Genomic DNA, 26,008 nt, shown 5'->3' with positions numbered 1-26,008 from the left:
ACTCTTGTCGAGGTTCATCCATGCGTACTGTCATGTTTTCAAAAGCACGCGAATCCCTTGCATCGCTTCTAGATGAAGTATCGCAAGACCGTGTAACCGTGGAAATCGTGCGGCGCGACAAGCCGTCCGCCGTTCTTATCGATAAGGACGAATATGAAGGCTTGATGGAAACCTTGCATCTCTGCTCGTCACCCGAGAATTTCGCCAGACTTAGAAAGTCGATGTCCGACGTGGATGGCGGCGTTTTCGAAAGCCACGATCTGATCGACTGATTTTTCAAACCCATCGCGCATGAGTGCGAGCTTCCATCAGGAGAAACTCTCATGCAGCAAAAGGGCTCGATTGCTCTCGGCTGGAGCCACGAAGGCTGGGAAGACTATCTTCACTGGCAGAAATACGATCGAAAGATGCTTGAACGCATCAACGAACTCATAAAAGACTGCCGGCGGCATCCATTCGAGGGCATCGGAAAACCCGAACCCCTGCGTTTCCAGTTGAAGGGCCTCTGGTCACGCCGGATCTCGCAAGAGCATCGCCTTGTTTATGAGCTTCGCGGCGAAGGTGAAAAGGCAGTACTGATCATTCATCAATGCCGTTTCCACTATTGATCTTCACCCCTCGCTGTTCATCACCACGCAGGCGTAGGACTGCGCCTTCAGTTCCTTGCAGGCGGAAACCGCCGAAGACTGGTCTTCGAAGCCGGTAAAGCGGGCGCGGTAGAGCGTTGCCGAGCCGCTTTGCACCGCTTCGGTATAGGGGGCGATCCCGGCATAGCTGCCGATGTTGGAGCGCGCATTGGCAAGCAGCGAGCGGGCGGCGGCTTCGCTATCGGCAGCGGCAATCTGCACTTCCCAGCGGCTTCTCTGGCCCGTGGGCTGAGCGATCGCAGCAGCGGGAGAGGGTTTCGGAATGGCGGAGACCTGGATCATGTCGGCCATCTGGTTGTTGGCCGTGGCGATCTGCATGGCGACCGGGTCGGAGCGGCGTTCGGCAAACATTGGCAATGGTACCGATGCGGTCGGGACGGCTGCGGGCGGCACATCGAAGGTGCGGCTGACATTGGCGCTGGCGACGAGCTGTTCGGTGTTGCGGCTTCTCGATGCCTGCGGCACGGCCTTGTCGAGAAGGGCCGCCATCTGCGCATCGCGGCTGCGCGCGGTCTTGCCGCCCAGCACGACGCCGACGACGCGGCGGCCATTGTCATTGATGGCGCTGACGAGGTTGAAGCCGGACGCGTTGGTGTAACCGGTCTTGATGCCATCCATGCCCCGGTAACGATACATCAGATTGTTGTGGCCACGGATGCGTTTTCCCCGGAAGCTGAAGGATTCCATGGCGAAGAGGTCATATTCCTTGGGGAAGTCGCGCTGCAGCGCAAGGCCAAGCTTCGCCATATCACGCGCAGTCGTTACCTGCGATTTGCTGGGCAGGCCGGAAGCGTTGCGGAACACCGTTTTCGACATGCCGAGCTGGCGGGCCTTGCGGGTCATCATCTCGGCAAACCTTGCTTCGGAGCCGCCGAGGTGGTCGCCCATGCCTTCCGCCATGTCATTGGCGGATTTGACGATCATGCCATAAACCGCTTCGCGCACGGTGAAGGTCTGGCCCTGACGCACATAAAGCTTGGAGGGGATGACGGCTGCACCATTCTTGGACATCTTTATCTTCTGATCCCAGCGAATGCGGCCGGCATGCAGCGCCTCGAAGGTCATGTAAAGCGTCATCATCTTGGTGAGCGAAGCGGGGTGGTTCAGCACATCGGCATTGCGGGACGCCAGAACCTTGCCGGTGTTGGCATCCATGATGAAATGGGCATAGCCGGCCTGCGCCGGCGATGCCTGCAATGAGAGGATCGCGCAAAAGAAGGCGAGCGCGAAGACCCATGTTCCCGCCATTCCCCGTTTGACCGTTCCCGACATAATCCGCCCCTTTTGTTTGACCGCCGCTGTTGATTTCAAGTTTTACTGACACTTTCCGGCAACAAAACCGCTAAAACTTTAGAGATCGCTTTCATGCTTAATTAAGTATGAATTTCAACCCGTCTGCTGCCCTCACAATTTCCTTGAAAAGAAACCTACCGTCCGGTATGTTTTAAAACATGACAAATGCTCACGAACGAAAAAAGCAGCCCGAGATCGTGCGTCGCAGCCTCCTTGACTGCGCGGCGAAACTAGCTGCTGATCAGGGTGTTGCGGCACTTTCCATACAGGCTGTGGCCGATGCGGCCGGGGTGACGAAAGGTGGGCTGTTCCACCATTTTCCCTCCAAGCAGGCCTTGCTGGAGGCCGTCATGGCTGACCTTCTTTCGGCGCTGGACGCGGAAATAGATGCGCTCATCTCACAGGATTGTGAAGCTTATGGATGCTTCACGCGGGCCTATGTGAAGGCGGTTTTCGATGATCGTGACCGGGATTCGGGCAGGCAATGGGCGGCAATCTCGGTTTCCATGGTCGGCGAGCCGTCGCTTCGGCGCATGTGGACGAGCTGGGTCGAGGGACGTCTTGCCCGTCATAAAGATACGGATGACGGGGTGGTACTGGAGATGGTGCGGCTTGCGGCTGACGGCATCTGGTTTGCCGATCTTCTGGCCGATGATGGCAGGGCAGGTGGCGACAGGGCGGCTCTCAAGGCCCGGATGATCGCCCAGACGACAAAGGAAACGGAACGATGAACGCGGCACTTTTCACCTATGGGGCGCTTGTCGCGGCCATTGTCTGCGAGGTCATCGCGACCTCGTTCCTGCAGCAGTCGCAGCAATTCACAAGGTGGCTGCCGACGGTGCTGATGGCGGTGTTTTACGGCGCGGCCTTTTACCTTCTGTCGTTCACGCTGCGCGTCATACCTGTCGGGGTTGCCTATGCGATCTGGAGCGGGCTCGGCATCGTGCTGATCTCGGGCATCGGTTATTTTGTGTTCCGCCAGACGCTGGATCTGGCTGCGATCATTGGGCTCGGGTTCATTGTTACGGGTGTGGTGATTGTGAATGTGTTTTCGAAGACGGTGGGGCATTGAGAAATTCGTATCGATTTTTGTTGTGTTTGTTCATGGTTTGTTTTAAGTGAAGGTACAAATCTAACAACCGGCTGCGCATGAGTGCGGCCTCCCTTTGGAGGCACACATGCGCGATGCTTTGTCGAAATTTCTTCTTAAATGCCGACGTCGTTGGAAACCCCATTTTAAAAGGTTTTTAAGGCATTTGGTCAGCATCCTTGTTAATTGGATGCTTGAGAAAGCCATTGATTGGATTTGTCAGGTTTCCATAGTCGTTATCTTAAGTTTTTTTCCAAACTTAAGTGAAGACTCAAGCCAGAATACTGCGATCCACATCCGTGATCAGCCTTTTGCCGCAAAGCGCCATGCTGACATCCATCTCCTTGCGGATGATTTCGAGCGCCGTCGTCACGCCCTGCTTTCCATCAGCGCCGAGGCCGTAGAGGAAGGGGCGGCCGATATAGGTGCCTTTGGCGCCGAGCGCCACGGCTTTCAGCACGTCCTGACCGGAGCGAATGCCGCCATCCATGTGCACCTCAACCCTGTCGCCGACGGCATCGACGATTTTGGGCAGCATGGCGATGGAGGAATGGGCGCCATCGAGCTGGCGGCCGCCATGGTTGGAGACGATGATGGCGTCGGCGCCGGTATCGAGCGAGGCGCGTGCATCTTCCTCGTCAAGAATGCCCTTGAGGATGAGCTTGCCGCCCCAGCGTTCCTTGATCCATTCCACGTCTTTCCAGGACAAACGCGGATCGAACTGTTCCGCCGTCCAGGAGGAGAGCGATGACAGGTCTGAGACATTCTTGGCGTGGCCGACGATATTGCCGAAGCTGCGGCGTTTGGTGCGAGCCATGTTCAGGCACCATTGCGGCCGGGTCGCCATCTGCCAGATGTGCTTCGGCGTGAATTTCGGCGGTGCCGACAGTCCGTTGCGCAGATCTTTGTGGCGCTGGCCGAGAATTTGCAGGTCGAGCGTCAGCACCAGTGCCGAGCATCCGGCGGCCTTGGCGCGGTCGATCAGATTATTGACGAAGTCCCGGTCCTTCATCACATAGAGCTGGAACCAGAAGGGTTTCGAGGTGACGGAGGCGACATCCTCGATGGAGCAGATGCTCATGGTGGAGAGCGTGAAAGGCACGCCGAATTCTTCCGCTGCCTTCGCAGCCAGCATTTCGCCATCGGCATGCTGCATGCCCGTAAGGCCGGTGGGGGAGAGTGCGACCGGCATGGATACTTTCTGGCCGGCCATTTCGGTGGCCAGCGACCGGTCGGTCATGTCGACCAGCACGCGCTGGCGCAGCTTTATCTTGGCAAAATCATCCTCATTGGCGCGGTAGGTGTTTTCTGTCCACGCGCCGCTATCGGCATAGTCGAAGAACATTTTCGGCACACGACGCTGAGCCTGTTGCTTCAGGTCCGCTATGGTCAGGATTTTGCCCATGGATAAAGCCTTCACATTTGAATGATGGCTTCACCTAGCATATTCTATTTGGATGCGCGAGTTCGTCGATCGTAGTTTTAGGGTTTTTTGAATCGCTTGTATCTAGAAATGAGAGTTGAGTTTTCATTAGAAACCGGCAATCTGTAGTTACCTTATCTCCGTGGAATTGTTGCTCATGTCATCTTCCTTTTCTAAAATTCTTGCAGCCGCTCTTATATCTCCAAATATTGTTCTCGCAGCAGAGTGCCCTACGATTAAGAGTGACAAGAATGGATTTGTACTCAGTCACAGTGGCGTGCAAAGCGCGTTCAAAACAGCGGGGCCTGTCGTTTCCGTAGAACATGGCTTTGCTGACGGCGGAAAACAAAAGGCATTTCTTTATCAAGGCCTTATCGAAATTTCTCGTTCAGGAAGTGACGAAGATTACAATGCTTATTTCACATCAAATCTTTCTTCTTTCTGGCCTCTGAAAGTCGGTGCCCGCCGGACTTTCGACTTCATTCCGCTGAAGGCTGATGCCTTTAAGGAGAAGTGGACTCTGAGTCTTAACGTTACAAAACGGCGATCTTTTTCTATTGGCTATTGCAGTTATGATGTTTTTAACGTGGTTTACGACGTCAGGAGAAACGACGAGGAAGTCGAGCGGTGGACCGCGGTTTATGCGCCTGATCTGCTTGCAACGGTTGCAAAGATCTACGACGAAGGTACCAATAGCGAAGAAACCGTGAGCTACACGGCGATCAAGCCGCTAAAATAAGGTGCTTGCCGGTTTGGCCACAGCACGGGTTAACTCCAGAAAGCTCGAAAGAATAATTCAACGCCCAATATGAGCAGGCAGATGAGAAACCAGCGCCGGAATGTCGCCGGGCTGACGATGGTACGGATTTTCTGGCCAAGCCACATTCCGGCAAGGGCCGGCAGCACGGCCAGCGCGGAAAGCGACAGATGCTCGACGTGAAAGGCATTCTGGGAGGCAAGACCGACGGCGAGCGCGACGGTGGAGACCGTGAAGGAAAGGCCAAGCGCCTGCACGAGATCATCCCGGCTGAAACCGAGCGACTGGATATAGGGCACGGCGGGCACGACGAAAATTCCGGTGCCGCCGGTCAACAGGCCGGTTGCGAGCCCCATGACGGGGGAGAGTTTTGATTCCAGCCTTGCCGGAATCGAGACGGGTCTGGCAAGCAGGCTGTAGGCTGCGTAAACCGCGAGGCACAGGCCGAGCGCTGAGGTGGTCCAGACGCCGGTGCCTGATGTCATCAGCCGGATGCCGATGAGGGTGCCAAGCGCAATGGCGATCATCATCGGCCACAGCCGCTTCACGATGGCCCGGAAATCCGGCCCGGCCAGCAATTGCCAGATATTGGTGATGAAGGAGGGCAGGATGAGCAGGCCGGCGGCGATGACCGGCGGCATGAAGAGACCGAGCACGCCCATGGCAACGGTGGGCAGTCCCATGCCGGTCACGCCCTTGACGATGCCTGCGATGATGAAGGTCGCGAGAACCATGAGCATGGTGGTTGTGTCTAGATTCAGCACGGGGTGCTCCGGAGGGTTTTCACGTTTTGGCCAAGATGGCGTCAGGAAATCATGTGGAGCGAGCGGGTGCCACGGGCTTCTTCTCCCCGCCGGGGAGAAGGTCGCGGCAGCGGGATGAGGGGGCAAGCGTGAGGTCTATCGCTGGCGTTGCCCCCTCATCCGACCCTTCGGGCCACCTTCTCCCCGGCGGGGAGAAGAAACAAGCGGCACCCGCTCGATCTTATATTTCAATGGTATAAACCACGTCGTGACCGGATGTTTCGGCCCCAGCCGAACTATGCCAGCACGCTTTTCATTGCCCTGCCGGCCACATAGGTTTCCACCACGGTGCGGTCATCGCCCATGGTCAGCATCAGGAACAGTTCTTCCGTCAGGCTTTTCACCACTTCCATCTTAAGGGCCATGGCGGGTGTCGAGGAGGCGTTCAGCACGGTGATGTCGGCGTCCGTGCCGGCGTCGAGCGTGCCGATGCGGTCGACCATGGAAAGCGCTTCGGCATTACCGCGGGTCATCAGATACCAGCTTTCCAGCGGGTTCAGGCGCTCGCCCAGCAATTGCTGGATCTTGTAGGCCTCATCCATGGTGCGCAGCATGGAATAGCTCGATCCGCCGCCTATATCGGTCGCGACCGCGATCCGCACCGGCTTTTCGCGCCGCTGCAGCTTTTTCATCGGGAAGAGGCCGGAGCCGATGAAGAGGTTCGAGGTGGGGCAATGTACGGCCACCGCGCCGGTTTCCGACAGCACGTCCGCTTCGCGCTCCGAGAGGTGGATGGCGTGGCCGAGCAGGGTCTTGTTGCCCATCAGGCCGTATCGCACATAGATATCGGTATAGTCGGTCGCTTCGGGATAAAGCTCGCAGGTGTATTTGATCTCGTCCAGATTTTCAGACAGATGCGTCTGGATGAAAAGATCGGGGAATTCCTGCGCCAGCGCCTGGGCGGCTTCCATCTGCTTCGGGGTGGAGGTGATGGCGAAGCGCGGGGTGATGGCGACGTGGTTGCGGCCCTTGCCGTGCCAGTCGGCAATCACCTGGCGCGTCTCGTCATAGGAGGTTTCCGGCGTGTCCAGCAGGCCCTGCGGGGCGTTGCGGTCCATCATAACCTTGCCGCCCACCATCAGCATGTTGCGCTTCATGGCCTCCGTGAAAAAGGCGTCGGCGGAGGTCTTGTGCACCGAGCAATAGGTGGCGGCGGTCGTGGTCCCGTGGCGCAGCAGCTCGTCGTAGAAATGCGTGGCGATGCGCTGGGCATGGGCGCTTTCGACGAAGCGGCATTCTTCCGGGAAGGTATAGGTATTCAGCCATTCCAGCAGATTGGCAGCGTATGAGCCGATAACCTGCATCTGCGGGAAATGCAGATGCATGTCGATGAGGCCGGGCACGATGAGATGCGGCCGGTGATCCTTTTCCTCGACGTCTTCGGGGGCTGCCTTACGGATATCGGCATATTCGCCAATGGCGGCGATCCTGCCATTTTCGATCAGCAGGCCGCCATCTTCGATATAGAGATAGCTTTGCGTGTCGTCGATTGCGAGCGGCGCCCGGCGGAAGCTCAGCAGGCGGCCACGCAGCAGAACCATGCTCATTCAGTCTTTCCTTCGGCTTTTCCAGCCCCGGAAACCGCACTTTCATACCATGCGGTCAGCACCTTGCGCTCATCCGGGGTGATGGCGGTGATGTTGCCGGGAGGCATGGCATGGCTGCGGCCGGCTTGCAAATAGATTTCGCGCGCATGAGCGGCGATCTGTTCGTCGGTTTCGAGCTTCACCGATTTCGGTGTGAAGGGCACGCCTTCCCAGACAGGCTCGGCCGCATGACACATGGAACAGCGACCCTGAACCACATCACGCGCCTTGGTAAAATGGACGTCGCTGACGAATTGCTGCTGCATGGGGGAGAGGGTGGCGGCCTTCTGCTCCTCCTCGCCGGTCAGCACTTTCGGCACGGTGGAAAGCCACATGATGACGATGAAGATGAGAGCGGTGAGAAGCCAGGTCCATGTCGGTTTACCCTTGCGGGCATGCGTGGTGTTGAACCAGTGCCTGATAGTGACGCCCATCAGGAAGACAAGTGCCGCAATGATCCAGTTGAACTCAGTCGCGAAAGCCAGCGGATAATGGTTCGACAGCATGAAGAAGATGACGGGCAGCGTCAGGTAGTTGTTGTGCAGTGAACGCTGCTTGGCGATGCGGCCATATTTCGGGTCCGGCGTGCGCCCGGCAATCAGGTCTGCGACGACGATCTTCTGGTTCGGAATGATGATGAAGAACACGTTCGCCGACATGATGGTGGCGGTAAACGCGCCGAGATGCAGGAAAGCGGCACGGCCGGTGAAGACCTGGGTGTAACCCCATGCCATCGCCACCAGCGCGACGTAAAGCACGATCATCAGGCCCCAGGTATTGTTGCCGAGCGGCGATTTACAGAGGAAATCATAAAACAGCCAGCCGATGGCAAGCGATGCCAGCGACAGACAGATGGCCTGGAACTGGGTGAGATCAAGCACGGAATGATCGATCAGGAAGAGATCCGCCCCGCCATAATAAACGATGCAGAGCATGGCGAAACCGGAAAGCCAGGTGACGTAGCTTTCCCATTTGAACCATGTCAGGTGTTCCGGCATCTGGGCAGGCGCAACCAGATATTTCTGGATGTGGTAAAAACCGCCGCCATGCACCTGCCACTCCTCGCCATAAGCCCCCGGCGGCAGATGCGCCCGTTTGACCAGCCCGAGATCGAGCGCAATGAAATAGAAGGACGAGCCGATCCAGGCGATGGCGGTGATGACGTGGAGCCAGCGGACGGCAAAGGCCATCCATTCCCACGCAATGGCGTATTCGTACATGCGGTTCCCCTGATCCTTGTGCAGCGCACCTTGCGAGAAATTTGACCGTTAGGAAAGGGAAAAGCAGCGGTCGGGGAGTGATTGTTCACAATCCGGTGGTCTTGTGTTCACAACCCGGTTCGGACTGCGGCAGGGCCGGTAAAGTTGCAATGTGTGCTTGCTGTCGCATAGTTTGTGCTTAGCTGGCTAACGCGACTCAGCTATTATCCTGTGAGCGGCCTGCCAATGTGCTAAAATATAGGGCTGCGGAGCTTTTAAAGCTCCCATGACATGTTTCGCTGGCGGTTATTCCGAAAGCGGGTGCTGCGAACCCTGGGGCGGGGGCAGATCAGGGGCAGGTGTCGCGGTTCCCGGTGCCGTTGTGTCCGGGTGCGTGTTGATGTGTGGAATTTGAATGAAGGGACGCAATGACCTTCCGGCAGCCGCCGTTGTTTTCAACGGAGACCATGCCGATGCGCCTTGTTCTGACGGTCCTCTTCTTATTTCTGGCGTGCACCGCCACGGCACTTGCCCATGAATCCCACAAGGGGTTCAAATATGAAAGCTACTGCTGCAATGGCGATGCCCAGACGGGCGACTGCCAGATGATCCCTACGCGCAGTGTTCGTGTCACGCCTGATGGTTATGAGGTTTCGCTCGCCCCCGGCGATCATCGCATGGTTACGCGACGCCATGTCTTCAACTGGTCGCAGAGCGAGGCAAGACGGTCGGAGGACGGCGAATATCATCTCTGCCTGTTTCCGGATGAGGATACGCCCCGCTGTTTTTATGCGCCTGACATGGGGTTTTGATGGGGCTGCTGCGGTCGGCTTTCCTCGATCCGCTTCAATATCCAGTCGCGAAACAGTTTGATCTTGCGGATGTTCCTGCGGTTTTCGGGATAGACAAGCCAGTAGTTCTTGCCTTCGCTGCTGAGATGCTCGAAGGGCTGGTATAGGCGGCCAAGCGCGATCTCATCGGCGTAGAGTTCAGGGGTGAGCATGGCCACACCCTGACCGGCGATCGCCGCTGCGGCTTCAAAAGCCTGCACGCTGAGACGGCTGCGCGGATATCGTTCGAGATTTGGGTTTTCGATGCCGACTTCCCGGAACCATTGGCTCCACCACACGTCACCGGGATCGATGATGCGCAGGCGCAGGAGGTCTTCCGGCTGCTTCAAGCCACCGATGCTTTGCGCAAGATCGGGATGCAGCATCGGCGTGTAAACACCGCGAAGCAACCGATGATAGGTCAATCCCTTGCCGTCGTCGCGGCTCCAGCGAATGGCGACATCGCAGTCCGATTGGTTGAAATCGATCAGGGCGCCCGATGTTTCCAGCCTGACGGCAATCGAGGGATGTTCAAGCTGGAAGGCACCCAGATGCCGCGACAGCCAGCGTGATGCGAAGGTGGCCGTGGAATGTATGGTCAGGGTGGCATCCGGCGTTTCGCGCACACTGTCGACGGCCTCCCGCAGCGTATTGAAGGCGTCGGCAACCTTGGGCGCCAGTTTTTCCCCCGCCTCCGTCAGCGACACCTGCCGTGCCATGCGCAGGAAAAGCGGCTCGCCAATATTCTCCTCCAGCAACTTCACCTGGTAGCTGACCGCCGTCTGCGTCATGCCCAGTTCTTCGCCGGCCTTGGTGAAGCTCAGATGCCTTGCAGCGGCATCGAAGACGCGCAGGGCATTGAGGGGGAACTGGCGAGACATCTTCATGGATAAGTTCTCTTTATGCAAAAGGCCAAAGGTTTCATTGGTTTTTCTCTGGAAACCAGAGCATTTTTAGCCAAATTCATCAACTGAGCTTCTGACATTTTTGAATGGAGACGAACATGCGCACAGCACTTTTGCGCGCGTGGTCCCGCCTGCGTGCGGGCCTGCGGACAGCGGAACGGTTTACCCTTGAAAGCCTTGCACCGGACAATCTGGCGGATGAAAGCCTACCGGATGGGCTCAGGCGTGATCTTGGTCTTGAGGATGGGCGTGTCGATTTTCGTTGCGACGGATTTCGGCAGCGGAAAATGCTTGCAGCAACTCGGCTGCCACAAGGGCCGCTATGACGGCGGGGCGCTTGTCTCTCACGCTTGTGCCGCCGATGGGCAGGGTGAGCTTTGCGAGCCGGGAAGGGGGCTCACCTTCCCGTTCCAGCCAATGGGCGAAGGTGGCGCGTTTGGTCTTCGAACCGATCATGCCGACATAAGCGAGATCGTCGCGGGCAAGCGCTTCCTTCGCAATCAGGAAATCGAGCGCGTGATCGTGAGTGACGATGATGGCTGCGCCGTTTACCGGGATTTTCGGAACGAATGCCTCCGGCATGGGGGTCAATATGGACGCCACCACTGAGGGAAGATCGCGCAGCTCGCTTTCACGGGTTTCCACCACCGTCAGGGTCAGGGGCAGCAGCGACAGGGCATCTGCCAGTGCCTTGCCGACGTGACCTGCGCCAAAAATGAAGACGGCGGGCTGCTGCTCGGCCTCGCCCTTCAGCCGCGCCTCAAGCCCGGCAGCGATCTCTGCCGTTATCCGCCGGAAGCGGATGAGGGTGCGGCCGCCGCAGCACTGGCCTATTTCCGGCCCTAGCGGAATATCCATGCGGTCTTCGGCAGCACCCGTTCGCAGCATGGCGCGGGCGTGGTCTATCGCCATATATTCGAACTGCCCGCCGCCGATGGTTTCCCACAGGTCAGCCTGTGAGACCAGCATGAAGGTGCCGGCCTCACGCGGGGATGAGCCTTTCACGGATTCGATTTCCACGAGGATTGCGGGGGCAGGGCGGGCGAGGAAGGCGGAGAGGGAGGCGTCAGGCATTGGCGCTGGCCCCCTCATCCGTCGCTTCGCGCCACCTTCTCCCCGGCGGGGAGAAGAAACCCGGCGGCGCTGTTTTGCTCACCTCACTTGCTTTGAGAAAATGTGCGGCGGCGCGGCATATTTCTTCTCCCCGCCGGGGAGAAGGTGGCGCGAAGCGACGGATGAGGGGGCTTGGCCGCATGGATACGCCCTCAAACCTTCTTCAACCGTTCCACCGCCATCAGCACCCGCTCAGGCGTCGCCGGTGCATCGAGGCGCGGGCAGACCTTGTAATCGGCGACGGAGGCGACGGCCATGGAGAGGGCTTCGAGAACCGAGATCGCCAGCATGAAGGGCGGTTCGCCCACGGCCTTGGAGCGGCCGATGGTGGGCTCGGCATTTTCCGCCCATTCCGCCAGCTTGACGTTAAAGCTCTTCGGCCGGTCGGAGGCGAGCGGGATCTTGTAGGTGGAAGGCGCGTGGGTGCGCAGCCGCCCCTTGCCGTCCCACCACAATTCCTCGGTGGTCAGCCAGCCCATGCCCTGCACGAAGGCGCCCTCGATCTGGCCGATATCGATGGCCGGGTTCAGCGATTTGCCGACATCGTGGAGGATATCGGTGCGGTCCATTAAATATTCGCCGGTCAGGGTATCGATCGACACTTCCGAGCAGGCCGCGCCATAGGCGAAATAATAAAACGGCGTGCCACGGCCGGCGGCGCGGTCCCAGTGGATTTTCGGCGTCTTGTAAAAACCGGCGGCGGAAAGCTGCACGCGGGCGAAATAGGCCTTTTTGATGAAATCGTTGAAGGCGATTTCCTCAAGGCCGATGCGCACCCGGTTTGGCAGGAAGACGACTTCCTCTTCCGGCACGTTCCAGTTGTCAGTGGCGAATTTGACGAGCCGCTCGCGGATCTGGCGGGCGGCGTCATAGGCCGCCATGCCGTTGAGGTCGGTGCCGGAGGAGGCGGCGGTGGCCGACGTATTCGGCACCTTGCCCGTCGTCGTGGCTGTAATCTTCACCCGGCCGATATCCACCTGGAAGGCGTCGGCCACCACCTGCGCCACCTTGGTGTAGAGGCCCTGGCCCATTTCGGTGCCGCCATGGTTCAGGTGAATGGAGCCGTCATTATAGATATGCACCAGCGCGCCCGCCTGATTGAAGGCGGTCATGGTGAAGGAGATGCCGAATTTGACAGGGGTGAGCGCGATGCCCTTGCGGATGATCGGGCTGGTTTTGTTGAACTCGATGATTGCATCACGTCGTGCGCGGTAGTCGCTTGACGTCTCCAGCTCCTCGACGACGCGGGCGATGATGTTGTCCTCGACTTCCTGATGATAGGGCGTCGTGGTGCGGCCGGAGCCGGTCTCGCCGTAGAAATTCAGCTTGCGGATATCGAGCGGGTCCTTGCCAACGGCATAGGCGATCTCCTCGATGAACCGTTCCGCCCCCAGCATGCCCTGCGGCCCGCCGAAACCGCGAAAGGCGGTGTTGGAGACGGTGTGGGTTTTCAGCGGCCGCGAGGTGAGATGCACATGCGGGTAGAAATAGCTGGAATCCGCATGAAACAGCGCGCGATCCGTGACTGGACCTGACAGATCGGAGGAAAAACCGCAGCGGGCGGCATAGGTGGCGTCGACCGCGTGGATGCGGCCTTCTTCATCGAAGCCCAACTCGTAATCGACGCGGAAATCATGGCGCTTGCCGGTGGCGCTCATGTCCTCGTCGCGGTCCGGGCGGATTTTCACGGCCCGGTTCAGCTTCTTGGCGGCGATGGCGCAGAGTGCTGCAAACTGGTTGCCCTGCGTTTCCTTGCCGCCGAAACCGCCGCCCATGCGGCGCACCTGCACCGTGACGGCGTTGGACGGCACCTGCAGGATGTGGCTGACGATGTGCTGGATTTCGCTCGGATGCTGGGTGGAACTCCACAACGTCACCTCGTCATCCTCGCCCGGTACGGCCATGGCGATGTGGCTTTCGAGATAAAAATGCTCCTGCCCGCCGATCCGCATCGTGCCGGTAAGGCGGCGGGGTGCGACATCCATTTCGATCTTCGCATCGCCGCGTTTCAGCGTCATCGGATCAATGACGAGCGCGCCGCCATTTTCAATCGCCGTATCGATATCGGTGAAATGCGGCAGGTCCTTATAGGTGATCTTTGCCTTGCGGGCCGCCTTTCTGGCGATATCGCGGGTTTCGGCAAAGACCGCGAAGATCGGCTGGCCGTGGAATTCGACCTTTGTCTCGGCCAGCAAAGGTTCGTCGTGGCGACCGCCTGACGAGACATCGTTTTCGCCGGGCACGTCCTTGCCAACCATGACCCAGAGCACGCCCTGTGTGGCCTCCACTTCGGAAAGGTCCATCGAGACGATCTCGGCATGTGCGCGGTCGGAAAGGCCGAGTGCGCCGTGAACGAGGCCGGCGGGCTCAGGGATATCATCGATATATTCGGCGCTGCCCGTCACGTGCTTGTGGGCGGAGTCGTGCCGGAGCGACCTGTGGATGGGGCCGTCGATTTCGGTTTTGGTCTTGTCGAAGCTTGTGGTGTCCATGGTTCAAGCCTCCTCCAGCGTGAAGCGCGCGAGTTCCTGCTTCTCGCCCGAAGTCTCAAGGAAGAACCGCGTCAGCAGGTTTTTGGCCGTTAATTGGCGATATTCGGCGGTGGCGCGCCAGTCGGTCAGCGGGGTGAAATCCTCGTCCAGCACATCGCGCGCTGCGTCGATGGTATCCTGCGACCACGCCTTGCCGAGAAGAGCTGCCTCCAGATGAGCGGCACGTTTCGGCGTGCCGGCCATGCCGCCAAAGGCGATGCGGATGTCCTCGACGGTGCCGTCAGCGTCGAGCGTCAGATTGAAGGCGGCGCACAGCGCGGAAATATCCTCGTCGCGCCGTTTGGAAATCTTGTAGACGGCGTAGTGGCTTTCCGGCTTCTGGAACGGAATGAAAAGCTTTTCGACGAATTCTCCGCTCAGCCGGTCCTGTTTGCCGTAATCGATGAAATAGCTTTCAAGCGGCACGGTGCGGCCGCCGGAAGACGAGCGCAGGGTGAGCGTCGCGCCAAGCGCGATCAGCGCCGGTGGCGTGTCGCCGATGGGCGAGCCGTTGGCGATGTTGCCGCCGATGGTTCCCATATTGCGCACCTGCTCGCCACCGAGGCGGTTGAACAGCCGGGCAAGCGGTGGGAAATGGTCTGCAATGGTCTTGAAGGCCTGGCTGTAGGTGACGCCGGCACCGAGTGTCACGCCATCCTCATCCACCGTAATCGCCTGCAAATCGCCGAGATTGTTGATGAAGATGACGGGGTTCAGCGCCCGCATCTGCTTCGTTACCCACAGGCCGACATCGGTGGAACCGGCGACGATGGTGGCCTTTGGTTCAGCAGCGTAAATCTCGGTCAAATCGGAAAGCGTCGCCGGAATGATGGTGCGATCCTCGCCTCTGACGACGGTGATCGTCTCATTTTCGCGGATCGCCCAGAGCCGTGCCATGATGTCGGTGCGGTCCCGTTGCAGCGGATCGAAGAGCGCACTCGGGCGGGCCGCGGCGATTTTTTCGGCGGCCTTCACGATCGGCTCGTAACCCGTGCATCGACAGAGATTGCCTTGCAGTGCCTTTTCAATATCGGCGCGGCCGGGTTTTTCGCTGGTCAGCCAGAGGCCGTAAAGCGACATGATGAAGCCCGGCGTACAGAAGCCGCATTGCGACCCGTGGAAATCCACCATGGCCTGCTGCACCGGGTGCAGCGTGCCATCGCGCGCGGCCAGATGCTCCACCGTGACGATGTGGGTGCCGTGCAGCGAGCCCAGAAAACGGATACAAGCATTGACGCTTTCATAACGCAACGAACCATCCAGCAGCCGCCCGACCAGCACCGTGCAGGCACCGCAGTCGCCTTCCGCACAACCTTCCTTGGTCCCGGTCAACCGCTTGCTGATGCGGAGGTAATCGAGAAGCGTGTCCGTCGGTCCGAAATCCCTGAGCGAGATGGTTTCGCTGTTGAGGATGAAGCTGATCGCGTCTTTCATGCAATGCCCTGCTTTTTGTCCGGCTGCCGAGCCGGTTTCTTGTCATTATCTCAGCATATCTATGCACGACCGCGCGTGCATATCGATTTCCGTTTTGGCAATTCATTGTTTCCATAACGGAAAGAAAATCCGGCAATTATTGCGCCGTCCATCCACCATCGACGGAGATATGCGTGCCGGTGATATTGCTTGCGGCGTCACTTGCCAGAAAAAGGGCAGCCGCCGCCACGTCATCGACGGTGACGAATTGCTTGGTCGCCTGTAATTCCAGCATCACGTCGTTCTTCACCGCCTCTTCGCTGATGCCGCGCATCTTGGCCATTTCCGGTATCTGCTTTTCGACCAGCGGCGTCAGCACGTAACCGGGACAGATGGCGTTGACGGTGACGCCGGTCTGCGCAAGTTCCAGCGCCGCTGTCTTCGTCAGGCCCATGATACCGTGTTTGGCCGCCACATAGGCCGATTTGAACGGCGAGGCGACGAGGCCGTGGGCCGAGGAAATATTGATGATGCGGCCTTTGCCGGCCTTCTTCATCAGCGGTATCGCGGCACGCATGGTATGGAAGGAACTGGTCAGATTGATGGCGATGATCCAGTCCCATTTTTCCGTCGGGAAGTCCTCGATCGGCGCAATGTGCTGGATACCGGCATTGTTTATGAGCACATCCACCGAGCCGAGTTTTTCATGGGAGGAATTGATAAGGTCGGCGATTTCGTCCGGTTTCGTCATATCGGCCGGGTGATAAAGCACGCGCCCGCCGCTTTCGGCTTCCAGCAAAAGGCGGAGTTTTTCAATCTCGTCCTCGTCGCCGAAACCGTTCAGCACGATATTGGCGCCTTCCCTCGCAAATCTCTGGGCGATGGCAAGGCCGATACCGCTTGTGGAGCCTGTCACGATAACTGTCCGATGCATGCTTTCCCCTTTTTGCATTACTTCGCACATGTTTAAGCAGGTTATGCCCAAAGGGGGCGGGCTGGCAATCGCCATTTCGGGCGTCATTGCACGGGCCATTTCAGGCAAGGGTGACGCGGTGGCGAATCCGGCTGCGCCTATCCATTTTTTCGAAGCTAAGCTTCCAGATTTTGCGTTTGTCTGGGGGGCTGTGCGTCCCTATCTCTGAGGCAAGCAAACAGAGGTATCGTTTATGGAACTCGGTCTTTACACATTCGCGGATGTCAATCCCAACCCCGCCGATGGCCGCGGGCCGGAAGGCGCGCGCCGGCTGAAGGATCTTCTCGAGGAAATCGAGCTTGCCGATCAGGTCGGGCTCGATGTTTTCGGGCTGGGCGAGCACCACCGTCCGGATTATGTCGCTTCCTCACCCTCCACCGTGCTTGCAGCTGCGGCTGTCAAAACCAGGAACATCCGTCTCACCAGCGCCGTCTCGGTGCTGAGTTCGGACGATCCGGTGCGGGTATTCCAGCAATTTTCGACCGTCGATCTTCTCTCGAACGGTCGCGCCGAAATCATGGCCGGGCGCGGTTCTTTCATCGAATCCTACCCGCTGTTCGGTTACGATCTCGAAGATTACGATGTGCTCTTCGCCGAAAAGCTCGATCTGCTTCTTGCACTGCGCGAACAGGAAATCGTCACCTGGTCCGGCACCAAACATCCGGCCATCAACGGGCGCGGCGTCTATCCGCGCCCGCTGCAGGAACGTCTGCCGGTGTGGATCGCGGTGGGCGGCACGCCGCAATCGGTGGCGCGGGCCGGGGCCATGGGCCTGCCGGTGGCGCTTGCCATTATCGGCGGCGAATATCGCCGTTTCGCGCCGCTGTTCGATCTCTACCATGAGGCGGCCCGCCGGGCGGGGCAGGAAAAGACCAAGCTGCGCACCAGCATCAATGTGCACGGCTTCATTGCCGACACCACCGAAAAGGCGGCGGACCAGTTTTACGGCCCGCAGGCGGAGGTGATGAACCGCATTGGCCGCGAGCGTGGCTGGGGGCCGACCAACCGCGCGCATTTCGATGCGGCACGCGGGCCGGAGGGCAATCTTTTCCTCGGTGAGCCGGAACTGGTGGCGGAAAAGATCATCAAGGCACATGGCGTGTTCAGGAATGATCGCTTCCTGCTGCAGATGGCGATTGGCCTGATGCCGCATGATCAGATCATGCGCGGCATCGAGCTTTATGGTACGAAAGTCGCCCCTGTTGTCAGAAAAGAATTGACGGGGAGTGCCGATCCGGTGAAAGCCACGGCCTGATGATTACCAAGGCGGGCGTTTTCAGACCCGCCAGACAGAACGACGGACAGAGACATGGTCATTTCCACCGAAGAAGAACTTGATCTGCTGAAGGATATCGGCCGTTTGTGCGCCGTTGCCATGCAGACCATGGCGGACGCGCTGGAACCCGGCATCACCACGGCCGAACTGGATGCTATCGGCCGCAAGGTGCTGGAGGATAATGGTGCGCAATCGGCGCCGGAATTCTGCTACAAGTTTCCCGGCGCGACCTGCATCAGCGTCAACGAGGAAGTGGCCCACGGTATTCCGGGGCCACGCATCATCAAGGCGGGTGATCTCGTCAATATCGATGTCTCGGCGGTGAAAAACGGCTTTTTCGGTGATACGGGTTCGTCTTTCGCCGTGCCGCCGGTGAAGAAGGATATCGAACGCCTGTGCCGTGATGGCAAACGCGCCATGTGGACGGGCCTGCAACAGGTGAAAACCGGCCGGCCCTTTGCCGATATCGGCAATGCCATCGGCGCTTTTGCCAAAAAGAACCGCTATACGCTGATCACCAACCTTGCCAGCCACGGCATCGGCCGCTCCCTGCATGAGGAGCCGAAGGAACTGGCGACCTGGCCCGACAAGGGCGAGCGCCGCATCATGCAGGAAGGCATGGTGTTCACCGTCGAGCCGTTTCTTTCGACGGGCGCCTATTGGGCCGAAGACGGCGACGATGATCCATGGACGCTCTATAGCGATCCGAGCGCGCCGACGGTGCAATATGAGCATACGGTGGTGGCGACGAAGAACGGGCCGCTGGTGCTGACGCTGGTTGAGTGACGGGTGGGGCTGAGTTCCGTTCATCAAGGGCAAATTACAAACGTCTATCTTCTCGTTCTCGCCCCTGAGTGGGGCGAGCGGGTGCCCCTTGTTTCTTCTCCCCGAGGGGGAGAAGTCCGCGGCAGCGGGATGAGGGGGTAAGGGTCGAGATATACGGAGAGCTTGCCCCCTCATCCGATCCTTCGGGCCACCTTCTCCCCGGCGGGGAGAAGAAACTCGCGGCACCTTCGGAACATATCGGATGCGCGCCGCGTGACCGATAAAGGCGGCTTATGACGCCGATCAAAATAACTCGCTTGTCGCTTATCCGCCCGGTTGCGATAAGCCATGCATGATCACCGACAAGCCACTTTCCGCCAGACATCTGACTGCACTCGGTTTCGCCGGGGCTCTCATGATGGCGTCCGCCATGGGCTTCGGCCGCTTTTCCTTCACCCCCATTCTGCCCGGCATGATGGCGGATGTGCCGCTTTCGGCTGGGGATGCTGGCATCGTGGCGGCGGGCAATTTTGCCGGTTATCTGGCGGGTGCGGTGCTTTCGGCCTATTCCTGGGGTTCGGGGAGGGAGCGGCTAGTAGCACTTGGCGGGCTGTTTTCCACCGCCGCGCTGCTGCTGGCCATGGCGGCTTTCAATTCTGTCGCGGCCTTCACCGTCATCCGGTTTCTGGCCGGTGTCGCCAGCGCGCTGACGATGATCTTCACGTCGCAGATCGTCATCGGCCATGCCATGAAGGCCGGCAAGGATCATATTCAGGCACTGCATTATGGCGGGGTTGGCGCGGGTATCGCCATCTCCTCGCTTGCGGTTTATCTGATCGGCGTCGTTTTTGATGGCGGCGGCGCCTCATGGCGGGAGGAGTGGATCGCCGGTGCCGTCTTTTCCTTCCTGACCTTCCTTTTTGTCTGGCGGGTGCTGCCCGCAGGCCCGCCGCGGCATGCGTCCTCTGTGGCCGAGCCGCCACTCCAATGGACGCGGCCGCTCGTCCTGACGACGCTTGCCTACGGGCTTTTCGGTTTTGGTTATGTCATCACCGCGACCTTCATCGTGGCGATTGCGCGCATGGCTGCTGCCGGTGCCTTCGTGGAGTTTCTGGCCTGGTTCATCACCGGCTGCGCCGCCGCCATTTCACTGTTCCTGTGGAAACCGGTGCTTAAGTCGCAGGGATTGAAACGCGCTTTCGTGATCGTTCTCGCCGTCGAAGCCATCGGCGTCTTCGCTTCCGTGATGCTGCCGCCGGTGCCCGGTGTTCTCGCGGGCGGCCTGCTTCTGGGGCTGACCTTCATGGTCATCACCGCCTATGGCCTGCAGCTCGGCCGGGAATTTGCCGGTCCAAGCCCGCGCCGCGCCTTTGCGCTGATGACGGCCGCCTTCGGAACGGGCCAGATCGTCGGGCCGCTGGCCGCCGGCTGGATTGCCGAGGTGACGGGCAGTTTTACCGCACCCAGCATTCTCGCTTCCGCGGTGCTCGTCGTCAGCATTCTCCTGATGCTGCCGGTGCTCGCTACCGAGCGGCGGCGTTAGGCAGCGGGCGGTCTCTCCCCGTCTTTCTGCGGTGTTCCATCGCGGCTCGTTTCGCCAGCTTCGCCTTACATCTTGTTAAGGTCCGCGCTTCTCCGTTGCTGTGCACAAATTTCTGCCCTAGGTTCGGGCCATCTAGTGCTTCGCCAATAATGGCTGATTTCAAACGCGCGTGAGTTCGAAAACGTGTTTCATTCCTTCTTTCCCAGGCCGAAAGCCTTCTTTACCTCCGCCATCGTTTGGGCCTTCTTCGCCATTCTTGCCTGGTATTTCATCTTTGAAAGGCTAGGGGCGTCCTGGGGTTATGTGATGCCCGAGCAGGAACCCTACGATCTCAGCTATTTTCTGGTTCCGGCAAATCTGTTCTTTTACGGCTATCTTGCATCGTGCCTGGCGGTATTCGGCGTTGTCTGGACCGTCATCGCCAAGGATCACCCCTGGAAGCTCTGGTCTATCTGGGGATCGCTGCTGATTATCGCAGTGACCTATTTCGGCGTTCAGATTTCCGTTGTCATCAACAATTTCCGGCGGCCTTTCGGTGACCTTCTGCAAAATGCCCTTTCCAAACAACCGGGTATCGAAGTCTGGGATTTCTACAGCCTCCAGATCGTCTTCGCCAAGATTGCCTTTCTCAGCATGGCGGTTTCGATCCTGACGGATTTCTTCACCAGCCATTACATCTTCCGCTGGCGAACCGCGATGAACGACTTCTACATGTCCAAGTGGGAAAAGTTGCGCCATATCGAAGGTGCTTCCCAGCGCGTTCAGGAAGATACGATGCGGTTCTCCTCCACGCTTGAGGCATTGGGCATCACCCTGATCAATTCGGTGATGACGCTCGTCGTTTTCCTGCCGATCCTGTTTGCGCTGTCTTCCTATGTCTCCGAATTGCCGATCATCGGCGAAGTGCCGCATGCGCTGTTCTGGCTGGCGATCGTCTGGTCGATATTCGGTACGGTGCTTCTGGCAACGGTCGGCATCAAACTGCCCGGTTTGAACTTCCGCAATCAGCGTGTGGAAGCCGCCTATCGTAAGGAACTTGTCTATGGTGAGGATCACGCCGACCGCGCCCAGCCGCCAACAGTCAAGGAGCTCTACTCCAATGTGCGGAAGAACTATTTCCGCATGTACTGGCACTATCTCTATTTCAACGTGGCGCGGTATTTCTACATTCAGGCCGATGCGGTGTTCCTGCTCCTGATGCTCGTTCCCACCATCGTTGCCGGCAAGATCACCTATGGTATCTACCAGCAGATCGCCACTGCCTTCGGTCAGGTCAGTAATTCGTTCCAGTATCTGGTCAACTCCTGGACGACGATCATCGAACTGCTCTCCATCCACAAACGTCTTGTCGCCTTCGAAGCGGCAATCGACGACAAGCCCCTGCCTGACATTGACGAGCGTTATCTGCAGCGCGAAGCGGAAGCCGGTGAACTGGCGGCCAACAAACCCTGAGAAAAAGGCGGTCGATTGGCCGCCTTCAGGTCTTGAGCACGTCCTACGGAGACGATGTGTTTGGTGAGCTGCCTCATCCGCACGTCGTCACCCCGGACTTGATCCGGGGTCCAGCGCGATCAAGTCCTTGATCGCAAAAGGCTCTTATCACGGCGCAGACGCGCCGTGGCTGGATGCCGGGTCGAGCCCGGCATGACGGAGGAGAGGTATTCGACCTTTGTCACGAAACGGAGAGTGTGAGGAAGTTTACCCCTCGGTTTTCTGCTTCTTCCGCGCCTCGATCATCGGCATGGCCTCAGCATAACTCACGCAGGCGACATCGTCTTTCCGGCAGACTTCGCGCAGCAGGCGTTCATAAGCGTTCCAATAGGCACCGCCATTCATCTTCACGAAATGAAAGCCCATCTGCAGCGGAATGCGCTCGCCATTGTATTGTCTGTCGAAAGCGTTGCGGAAGGCGGTGTAGGCGCGGTCTTCAAATTCCCTGGCGCGATCCGGCGTCTCGACGCCGATGGAATGACGGATGAAGAGATTGTAGTCCATGGCGATGATGGGGCGGTTGCCCGGCCCTTCGGGAATGAGCGGCAGGCCGAAATGCTCGATACCGTCGCGCTCCGCCGGCCATTCCGGCCCCTTGGTGATGCTGGTGGCATCGTAAACGAAGCCGTGTTTTTTCTGGGCGGTGGTCAGTGCTGGTCCCTGCGACAGATAGGGCGCACGGAAACCGTTGATGTTCTTCACCATGTTGCGCCAGCCTTCGGGCTCCTCGCCCTTCTTGCCGATCATCTGCCAGGCATTTTCCAGCGTGCTGGTGAAGGTGGTGAATTCGCCGTCCCATTGTTCGGCGGTCCATTGGCCTCCATCGAAATGGCCGCAGGTGTGGTTGCCGATCTCGTTACCTTCACGATAGGCGGCCCAGATGTTTCTCAGCCGCGTCTCCACCTCTTCCGGCGACTGGCCGAAGCCGACATTGGAGCGACCTGCCTTCTGGCCCGGACCCTGATAGGTCTTGGCGCTGGTCTTGCGGTCCATGACCAGTGTGCAGGCGAGAAAATAGGTGAAATGCGCGCCGACTTCCTTCGCCGTCGCCCGGCTTCTTTCCCACAGCGTATTGTCGCCCGCACCGTCAAAGGACACGATCACAAGCTGCTTCGGCTTTTCCGTATTTTCGGCAAAAGCGGGCAGGGCGGCGAGAAGCGACAGGGAAAAAGCGGCAAATGGGCGAAACATCAGTCATCCGTCATATGATACACCGTGGCCTTTTGCGGGTGGAATAAGGCGAAGCTTTGAATAGTCTGGCTTTTTTACGTCTTTCAGCCTAATTCCTGTTCTGCCTCGCGGTGATAGGGCCGCGTTCCGATCCATCGGGGGACCGTGTTCCATGCTTTTTCTCGTACTCTGTCTTGCCTTGTTTTTCCTGACGCATCTTTTGAAGGTGTTTGCGCCGCCATTTCGCGCGCGAATGATCGCGAAGCTGGGTGAAGGTCCATTCAAGGGGCTTTATTCCGTCGCCAGCCTCATCACGCTCGGTCTCGTCATCTATGCTTTTGGGGAAGCCCGGCAGGAGACGGGCATGTTGTGGTATCCGCCGGTCTGGACGAGCCATCTTGCCGTGACGCTGATGTTGCCCGCGATGATCTGTCTTATCGCCAGCCTTATCCCGGCTGGCAACATCGCGGTGAAGACGAAGCATCCGCTCATTCTCTCCGTCAAGATCTGGGCGCTCGCCCATCTTCTGGCAAATGGCGAAACCTCTTCGATCCTGCTTTTTGCATCCTTCCTTGCCTGGGGTGTGGTGATGCGCATTTCGCTGAAGCGGCGGGAAAGGGCGGGCGAAAACGTGCTCCGTCCCTTCGTCTCGGGCCGTTATGATGTGGTGGCCATTGTCGGCGGCATCGTTCTCTGGGGGGCTTTCATCCTGAAACTGCACGAATGGTTGATCGGCGTTCAGCCGATCGCGATGTAGGAAATCAACGTTTCCCCCTTACATATCAGGCAAAATAGGCTAGAAGGCCGACCATGACCCGGTCGGCCACGCTTGTGCTTGCCCGGGTAAGCGGCTTGGTATGTCCGCGGACGGATGGATCGGCGACGATCTCCGCGCGGGTAACGGAGAATTTGATGGCAAACGAAAATGATACCTTTATCCGCGAAGTGAACGAGCAGATCCGCTCCGAGCAGCTGTCGCGCTTCTGGGGCCGTTACGGTATCGTGGTTGCGGGCGCCGCCGTTCTCGTGGTTCTCGGTGCCGCCGGCGCCGGCATTTACGAATACTGGAACACCAGCCGCGCTTCCAATTCCGGCGACCAGTTCCTTGCGGCGCTGACGCTTGCTTCCGAAAACAAGACGGATGAGGCGCTGAAGGCCTTTGCCGATCTCGAAACCTCCGGTCATGGCAATTATCCGGTGCTGGCGAAGTTCCGCTCGGCCACGCTGCTGTCGCAGAAGGGTGATGCCGCCGGCGCCATCGCTGCCTTCACCGCCATTGGCAACGACACATCCGCACCGCAGGTCTTCCGCGACACGGCAAAGGTGCGCGCGGCCTGGTTGCTGGTGGACAACGGCACCTATGATCAGGTGGTTGCACTGGCCGAGCCTTTGAGCGCCGAAGGCCAGACCATGCGGGCGTCGGCCCGTGAGGCTCTCGGACTTGCCGCCTACAAGGCCGGCGATTTCGTCAAGGCCAAACAATGGTTCGAGCAGATCGTCAACGACACGCAGGCACCGCGCAACGTGACGAGCCGTGCGCAGATCATGCTCGACAATATCACCGCTTCGGGCAAAGCTGCTTAAAACCGCTTGTCCCGCGCCATCGCCGGCATTTCTTCGCATTGCCAAAGCGATCCAACTGATTATTTTACGCATGTCTTTTGCCCAAAACAGGTAACGTTTTGGGCAGACTTGCTCTAAGGAACAGACAACAATGAGCTTCACCGTCGCCATAGTCGGGCGCCCCAATGTCGGCAAGTCCACGCTTTTCAACCGTCTGGTCGGAAAGAAGCTGGCGCTGGTGGACGATACGCCAGGCGTGACCCGCGACCGCCGCCCCGGCGACGCCAAGCTTGTCGATCTGCGTTTCACCATCATCGATACCGCCGGTCTGGAGCAATCCGGGCCGGAAACGCTTCAGGGCCGCATGTGGGCGCAGACGGAAGCAGCGATCGATGAAGCGGATGTGACGCTGTTCGTGGTTGACGCCAAGGCCGGGCTGACGCCCGCCGACGAGACGCTGGGCGAAATGCTGCGCCGTCGCGGCAAGCCTGTGGTGCTGGTGGCCAACAAGTCCGAAGCGCGCGGTTCTGACGCCGGTTTCTATGATGCCTTTACGCTCGGTCTTGGCGAGCCTTGCCCGATCTCGGCCGAACACGGTCAGGGCATGATCGACCTGCGCGACGCCATCGTTGCGGCGATCGGCGAAGACGCCGCCTTCCCGCCTGAAGTGGACGAGGCGGAGACGGATATCGTTCTGCCGCGCACTGAGCCCGGCAGTGAGGAAGAGGAAGACGAAGAGCCCGTCTATGACGAGACCAAGCCGCTGCGCGTCGCCATTATCGGTCGACCGAATGCGGGCAAGTCGACGCTCATCAACCGTTTCCTCGGCGAAGACCGACTGCTGACCGGCCCGGAAGCTGGTATTACCCGCGACAGTATTTCGGTCGAATGGGACTGGCGCGGCCGCACCATCAAGATGTTCGATACGGCCGGCATGCGCCGCAAGGCCAAGGTGACGGAGAAGCTGGAAAAGCTCTCGGTGGCGGATTCGCTGCGCTCCATCCGTTTTGCCGAGACGGTGGTGATCGTGTTCGACAGCACCATCCCGTTCGAAAAGCAGGATCTGCAACTGGTCGATCTCGTCATTCGCGAAGGCCGCGCCGCCGTGCTCGCTTTCAACAAGTGGGATCTGGTCGAAGACCCGCAGGCCTATCTGGCCGATCTGCGGGAAAAGACCGAGCGGCTGCTGCCGCAGGCGCGCGGCATTCGCGCCGTGCCGATCTCCGGCCAGACGGGTTATGGCCTCGACCGGCTGATGCAGAGCATCATCGATACGGACAAGGTCTGGAACCGCCGTATCTCGACCGCAAGGCTCAATCGCTGGCTGGATGGGCAGACCACGCAGCATCCGCCGCCGGCCGTTTCCGGCCGTCGCCTGAAGCTGAAATATATGACGCAGGTCAAGGCCCGCCCGCCGGCCTTCATGATCTCCTGCACGCGGCCGGAAGCCATTCCGGAGAGCTATACGCGTTATCTGGTGAACGGCCTGCGCAAGGATTTCGACATGCCGGGCGTGCCGATCCGCGTGCATTATCGTGGGTCGGACAATCCGTTCGAGAACAAGGCGAAGAAGCGGCGTTGATCTTGACGTGAAGGGTCGCCGCGTCTTTCTTCTCTCCATCGGGGAGAAGGTGGCC

24 protein-coding genes are annotated in these 26,008 nt (G+C 59.0%); 13 read left to right on the top strand and 11 right to left on the bottom strand.

What is annotated here, in order from left to right; genetic code table 11:
• The first annotated feature begins 20 nt into the window (after positions 1–20).
• Both PL640_RS13610 and PL640_RS13605 read left to right on the top strand, forming a co-directional pair.
• Positions 21–272 carry a type II toxin-antitoxin system Phd/YefM family antitoxin gene (locus tag PL640_RS13610; RefSeq protein WP_174030079.1) on the top strand — a complete coding sequence of 84 codons (252 nt, stop codon included), beginning with the start codon at positions 21–23 and terminating at the stop codon, positions 270–272.
• 51 nt (positions 273–323) lie between these two features.
• Positions 324–608, top strand: a complete 285-nt coding sequence (locus tag PL640_RS13605) for a Txe/YoeB family addiction module toxin (RefSeq protein ID WP_210347428.1) — start codon at positions 324–326, stop codon at positions 606–608.
• Positions 609–611: 3 nt separating this feature from the next.
• On the opposite strand, the gene PL640_RS13600 is transcribed toward PL640_RS13605, so the two are convergent.
• Positions 612–1,895 carry a D-alanyl-D-alanine carboxypeptidase gene (locus PL640_RS13600; RefSeq protein ID WP_271362426.1) on the bottom strand — a complete coding sequence of 428 codons (1,284 nt, stop codon included), beginning with the start codon at positions 1,893–1,895 and terminating at the stop codon, positions 612–614.
• Between the two features lie 203 nt (positions 1,896–2,098).
• Here PL640_RS13600 and PL640_RS13595 point away from each other — a divergent pair, with 203 nt between their 5' ends.
• Positions 2,099–2,671: a TetR/AcrR family transcriptional regulator gene (locus tag PL640_RS13595; RefSeq protein ID WP_142840445.1), complete on the top strand. Its 573-nt coding sequence runs from the start codon at positions 2,099–2,101 to the stop codon at positions 2,669–2,671.
• Complete coding sequence (locus PL640_RS13590) at positions 2,668–3,012, top strand: DMT family transporter (protein ID WP_271362278.1); 345 nt, start codon at positions 2,668–2,670, stop codon at positions 3,010–3,012. The genes PL640_RS13595 and PL640_RS13590 overlap by 4 nt, the downstream gene beginning before the upstream one ends.
• A gap of 289 nt (positions 3,013–3,301) precedes the next feature.
• On the opposite strand, the gene PL640_RS13585 is transcribed toward PL640_RS13590, so the two are convergent.
• Entirely contained in the window at positions 3,302–4,435 is a 1,134-nt protein-coding gene (locus PL640_RS13585; protein WP_271362277.1) for an alpha-hydroxy acid oxidase, read from the bottom strand.
• A 175-nt stretch (positions 4,436–4,610) separates the two neighbouring features.
• Here PL640_RS13585 and PL640_RS13580 point away from each other — a divergent pair, with 175 nt between their 5' ends.
• Complete coding sequence (locus PL640_RS13580; RefSeq protein WP_271362276.1) at positions 4,611–5,192, top strand: hypothetical protein; 582 nt, start codon at positions 4,611–4,613, stop codon at positions 5,190–5,192.
• A 29-nt stretch (positions 5,193–5,221) separates the two neighbouring features.
• Here PL640_RS13580 and PL640_RS13575 read toward each other — a convergent pair whose 3' ends face one another.
• From PL640_RS13575 to puuD, 3 genes are all read right to left on the bottom strand, one after another.
• Positions 5,222–5,944 (bottom strand): sulfite exporter TauE/SafE family protein, encoded by a 723-nt coding sequence (locus PL640_RS13575; protein ID WP_271362425.1) that lies wholly within the window; start codon positions 5,942–5,944, stop codon positions 5,222–5,224.
• 305 nt (positions 5,945–6,249) lie between these two features.
• The gene (gene guaD / locus PL640_RS13570) at positions 6,250–7,560 is read right to left on the bottom strand and encodes a guanine deaminase (RefSeq protein WP_271362275.1); all 1,311 of its coding nucleotides are present in this window, start codon (positions 7,558–7,560) and stop codon (positions 6,250–6,252) included.
• The gene (gene puuD / locus PL640_RS13565; RefSeq protein WP_269701968.1) at positions 7,557–8,819 is read right to left on the bottom strand and encodes a urate hydroxylase PuuD; all 1,263 of its coding nucleotides are present in this window, start codon (positions 8,817–8,819) and stop codon (positions 7,557–7,559) included. Before puuD ends, guaD begins: the two co-directional genes overlap by 4 nt.
• Before the next feature lie 452 nt (positions 8,820–9,271).
• Between puuD and PL640_RS13560 the strand changes: the two genes are divergently transcribed.
• Positions 9,272–9,610 carry a hypothetical protein gene (locus PL640_RS13560; protein WP_271362274.1) on the top strand — a complete coding sequence of 113 codons (339 nt, stop codon included), beginning with the start codon at positions 9,272–9,274 and terminating at the stop codon, positions 9,608–9,610.
• Here PL640_RS13560 and PL640_RS13555 read toward each other — a convergent pair.
• The 5 genes from PL640_RS13555 to PL640_RS13535 all read right to left on the bottom strand — a co-directional run bounded on the left by PL640_RS13555 (position 9,586) and on the right by PL640_RS13535 (position 16,524).
• Complete coding sequence (locus PL640_RS13555; protein WP_271362273.1) at positions 9,586–10,515, bottom strand: LysR substrate-binding domain-containing protein; 930 nt, start codon at positions 10,513–10,515, stop codon at positions 9,586–9,588. The genes PL640_RS13560 and PL640_RS13555 overlap by 25 nt on opposite strands.
• 237 nt (positions 10,516–10,752) lie before the next feature.
• Positions 10,753–11,607: a xanthine dehydrogenase accessory protein XdhC gene (gene xdhC / locus PL640_RS13550; RefSeq protein ID WP_271362272.1), complete on the bottom strand. Its 855-nt coding sequence runs from the start codon at positions 11,605–11,607 to the stop codon at positions 10,753–10,755.
• A gap of 191 nt (positions 11,608–11,798) precedes the next feature.
• Positions 11,799–14,138 (bottom strand): xanthine dehydrogenase molybdopterin binding subunit, encoded by a 2,340-nt coding sequence (xdhB, locus tag PL640_RS13545; protein ID WP_271362271.1) that lies wholly within the window; start codon positions 14,136–14,138, stop codon positions 11,799–11,801.
• Positions 14,139–14,141: 3 nt separating this feature from the next.
• The gene (gene xdhA / locus PL640_RS13540) at positions 14,142–15,611 is read right to left on the bottom strand and encodes a xanthine dehydrogenase small subunit (RefSeq protein WP_271362270.1); all 1,470 of its coding nucleotides are present in this window, start codon (positions 15,609–15,611) and stop codon (positions 14,142–14,144) included.
• A 136-nt stretch (positions 15,612–15,747) separates the two neighbouring features.
• A complete protein-coding gene (locus tag PL640_RS13535; protein WP_269701982.1) occupies positions 15,748–16,524 on the bottom strand; it encodes a 3-hydroxybutyrate dehydrogenase in 777 nt (258 codons plus the stop codon).
• A 232-nt stretch (positions 16,525–16,756) separates the two neighbouring features.
• Between PL640_RS13535 and PL640_RS13530 the strand changes: the two genes are divergently transcribed.
• From PL640_RS13530 to sbmA, 4 genes are all read left to right on the top strand, one after another.
• A complete protein-coding gene (locus PL640_RS13530) occupies positions 16,757–17,818 on the top strand; it encodes an LLM class flavin-dependent oxidoreductase (protein WP_142840436.1) in 1,062 nt (353 codons plus the stop codon).
• Between the two features lie 54 nt (positions 17,819–17,872).
• Positions 17,873–18,625: a type I methionyl aminopeptidase gene (gene map / locus PL640_RS13525; protein WP_142840435.1), complete on the top strand. Its 753-nt coding sequence runs from the start codon at positions 17,873–17,875 to the stop codon at positions 18,623–18,625.
• A 331-nt stretch (positions 18,626–18,956) separates the two neighbouring features.
• The gene (locus tag PL640_RS13520; RefSeq protein ID WP_271362269.1) at positions 18,957–20,147 is read left to right on the top strand and encodes an MFS transporter; all 1,191 of its coding nucleotides are present in this window, start codon (positions 18,957–18,959) and stop codon (positions 20,145–20,147) included.
• A 183-nt stretch (positions 20,148–20,330) separates the two neighbouring features.
• A complete protein-coding gene (gene sbmA, locus PL640_RS13515) occupies positions 20,331–21,599 on the top strand; it encodes a peptide antibiotic transporter SbmA (RefSeq protein WP_271362268.1) in 1,269 nt (422 codons plus the stop codon).
• 246 nt (positions 21,600–21,845) lie between these two features.
• Here sbmA and PL640_RS13510 read toward each other — a convergent pair whose 3' ends face one another.
• A complete protein-coding gene (locus PL640_RS13510) occupies positions 21,846–22,829 on the bottom strand; it encodes a polysaccharide deacetylase family protein (RefSeq protein WP_142840432.1) in 984 nt (327 codons plus the stop codon).
• A 151-nt stretch (positions 22,830–22,980) separates the two neighbouring features.
• Between PL640_RS13510 and PL640_RS13505 the strand changes: the two genes are divergently transcribed.
• From PL640_RS13505 to der, 3 genes are all read left to right on the top strand, one after another.
• Positions 22,981–23,565 (top strand): NnrU family protein, encoded by a 585-nt coding sequence (locus PL640_RS13505; RefSeq protein ID WP_271362267.1) that lies wholly within the window; start codon positions 22,981–22,983, stop codon positions 23,563–23,565.
• A 155-nt stretch (positions 23,566–23,720) separates the two neighbouring features.
• Complete coding sequence (locus PL640_RS13500) at positions 23,721–24,392, top strand: tetratricopeptide repeat protein (protein ID WP_052818143.1); 672 nt, start codon at positions 23,721–23,723, stop codon at positions 24,390–24,392.
• 130 nt (positions 24,393–24,522) lie between these two features.
• Entirely contained in the window at positions 24,523–25,953 is a 1,431-nt protein-coding gene (gene der / locus PL640_RS13495) for a ribosome biogenesis GTPase Der (protein WP_142840430.1), read from the top strand.
• Positions 25,954–26,008 lie beyond the last annotated feature (55 nt).

This window comes from Agrobacterium sp. ST15.16.024 (assembly GCF_027956545.1).
In the GTDB taxonomy this organism is placed as follows: Bacteria; Pseudomonadota; Alphaproteobacteria; order Rhizobiales; family Rhizobiaceae; genus Agrobacterium; species Agrobacterium cucumeris.
Note: the sequence above shows the minus strand (reverse complement) of the source record. Positions and strands in the feature narration are given on the sequence as shown.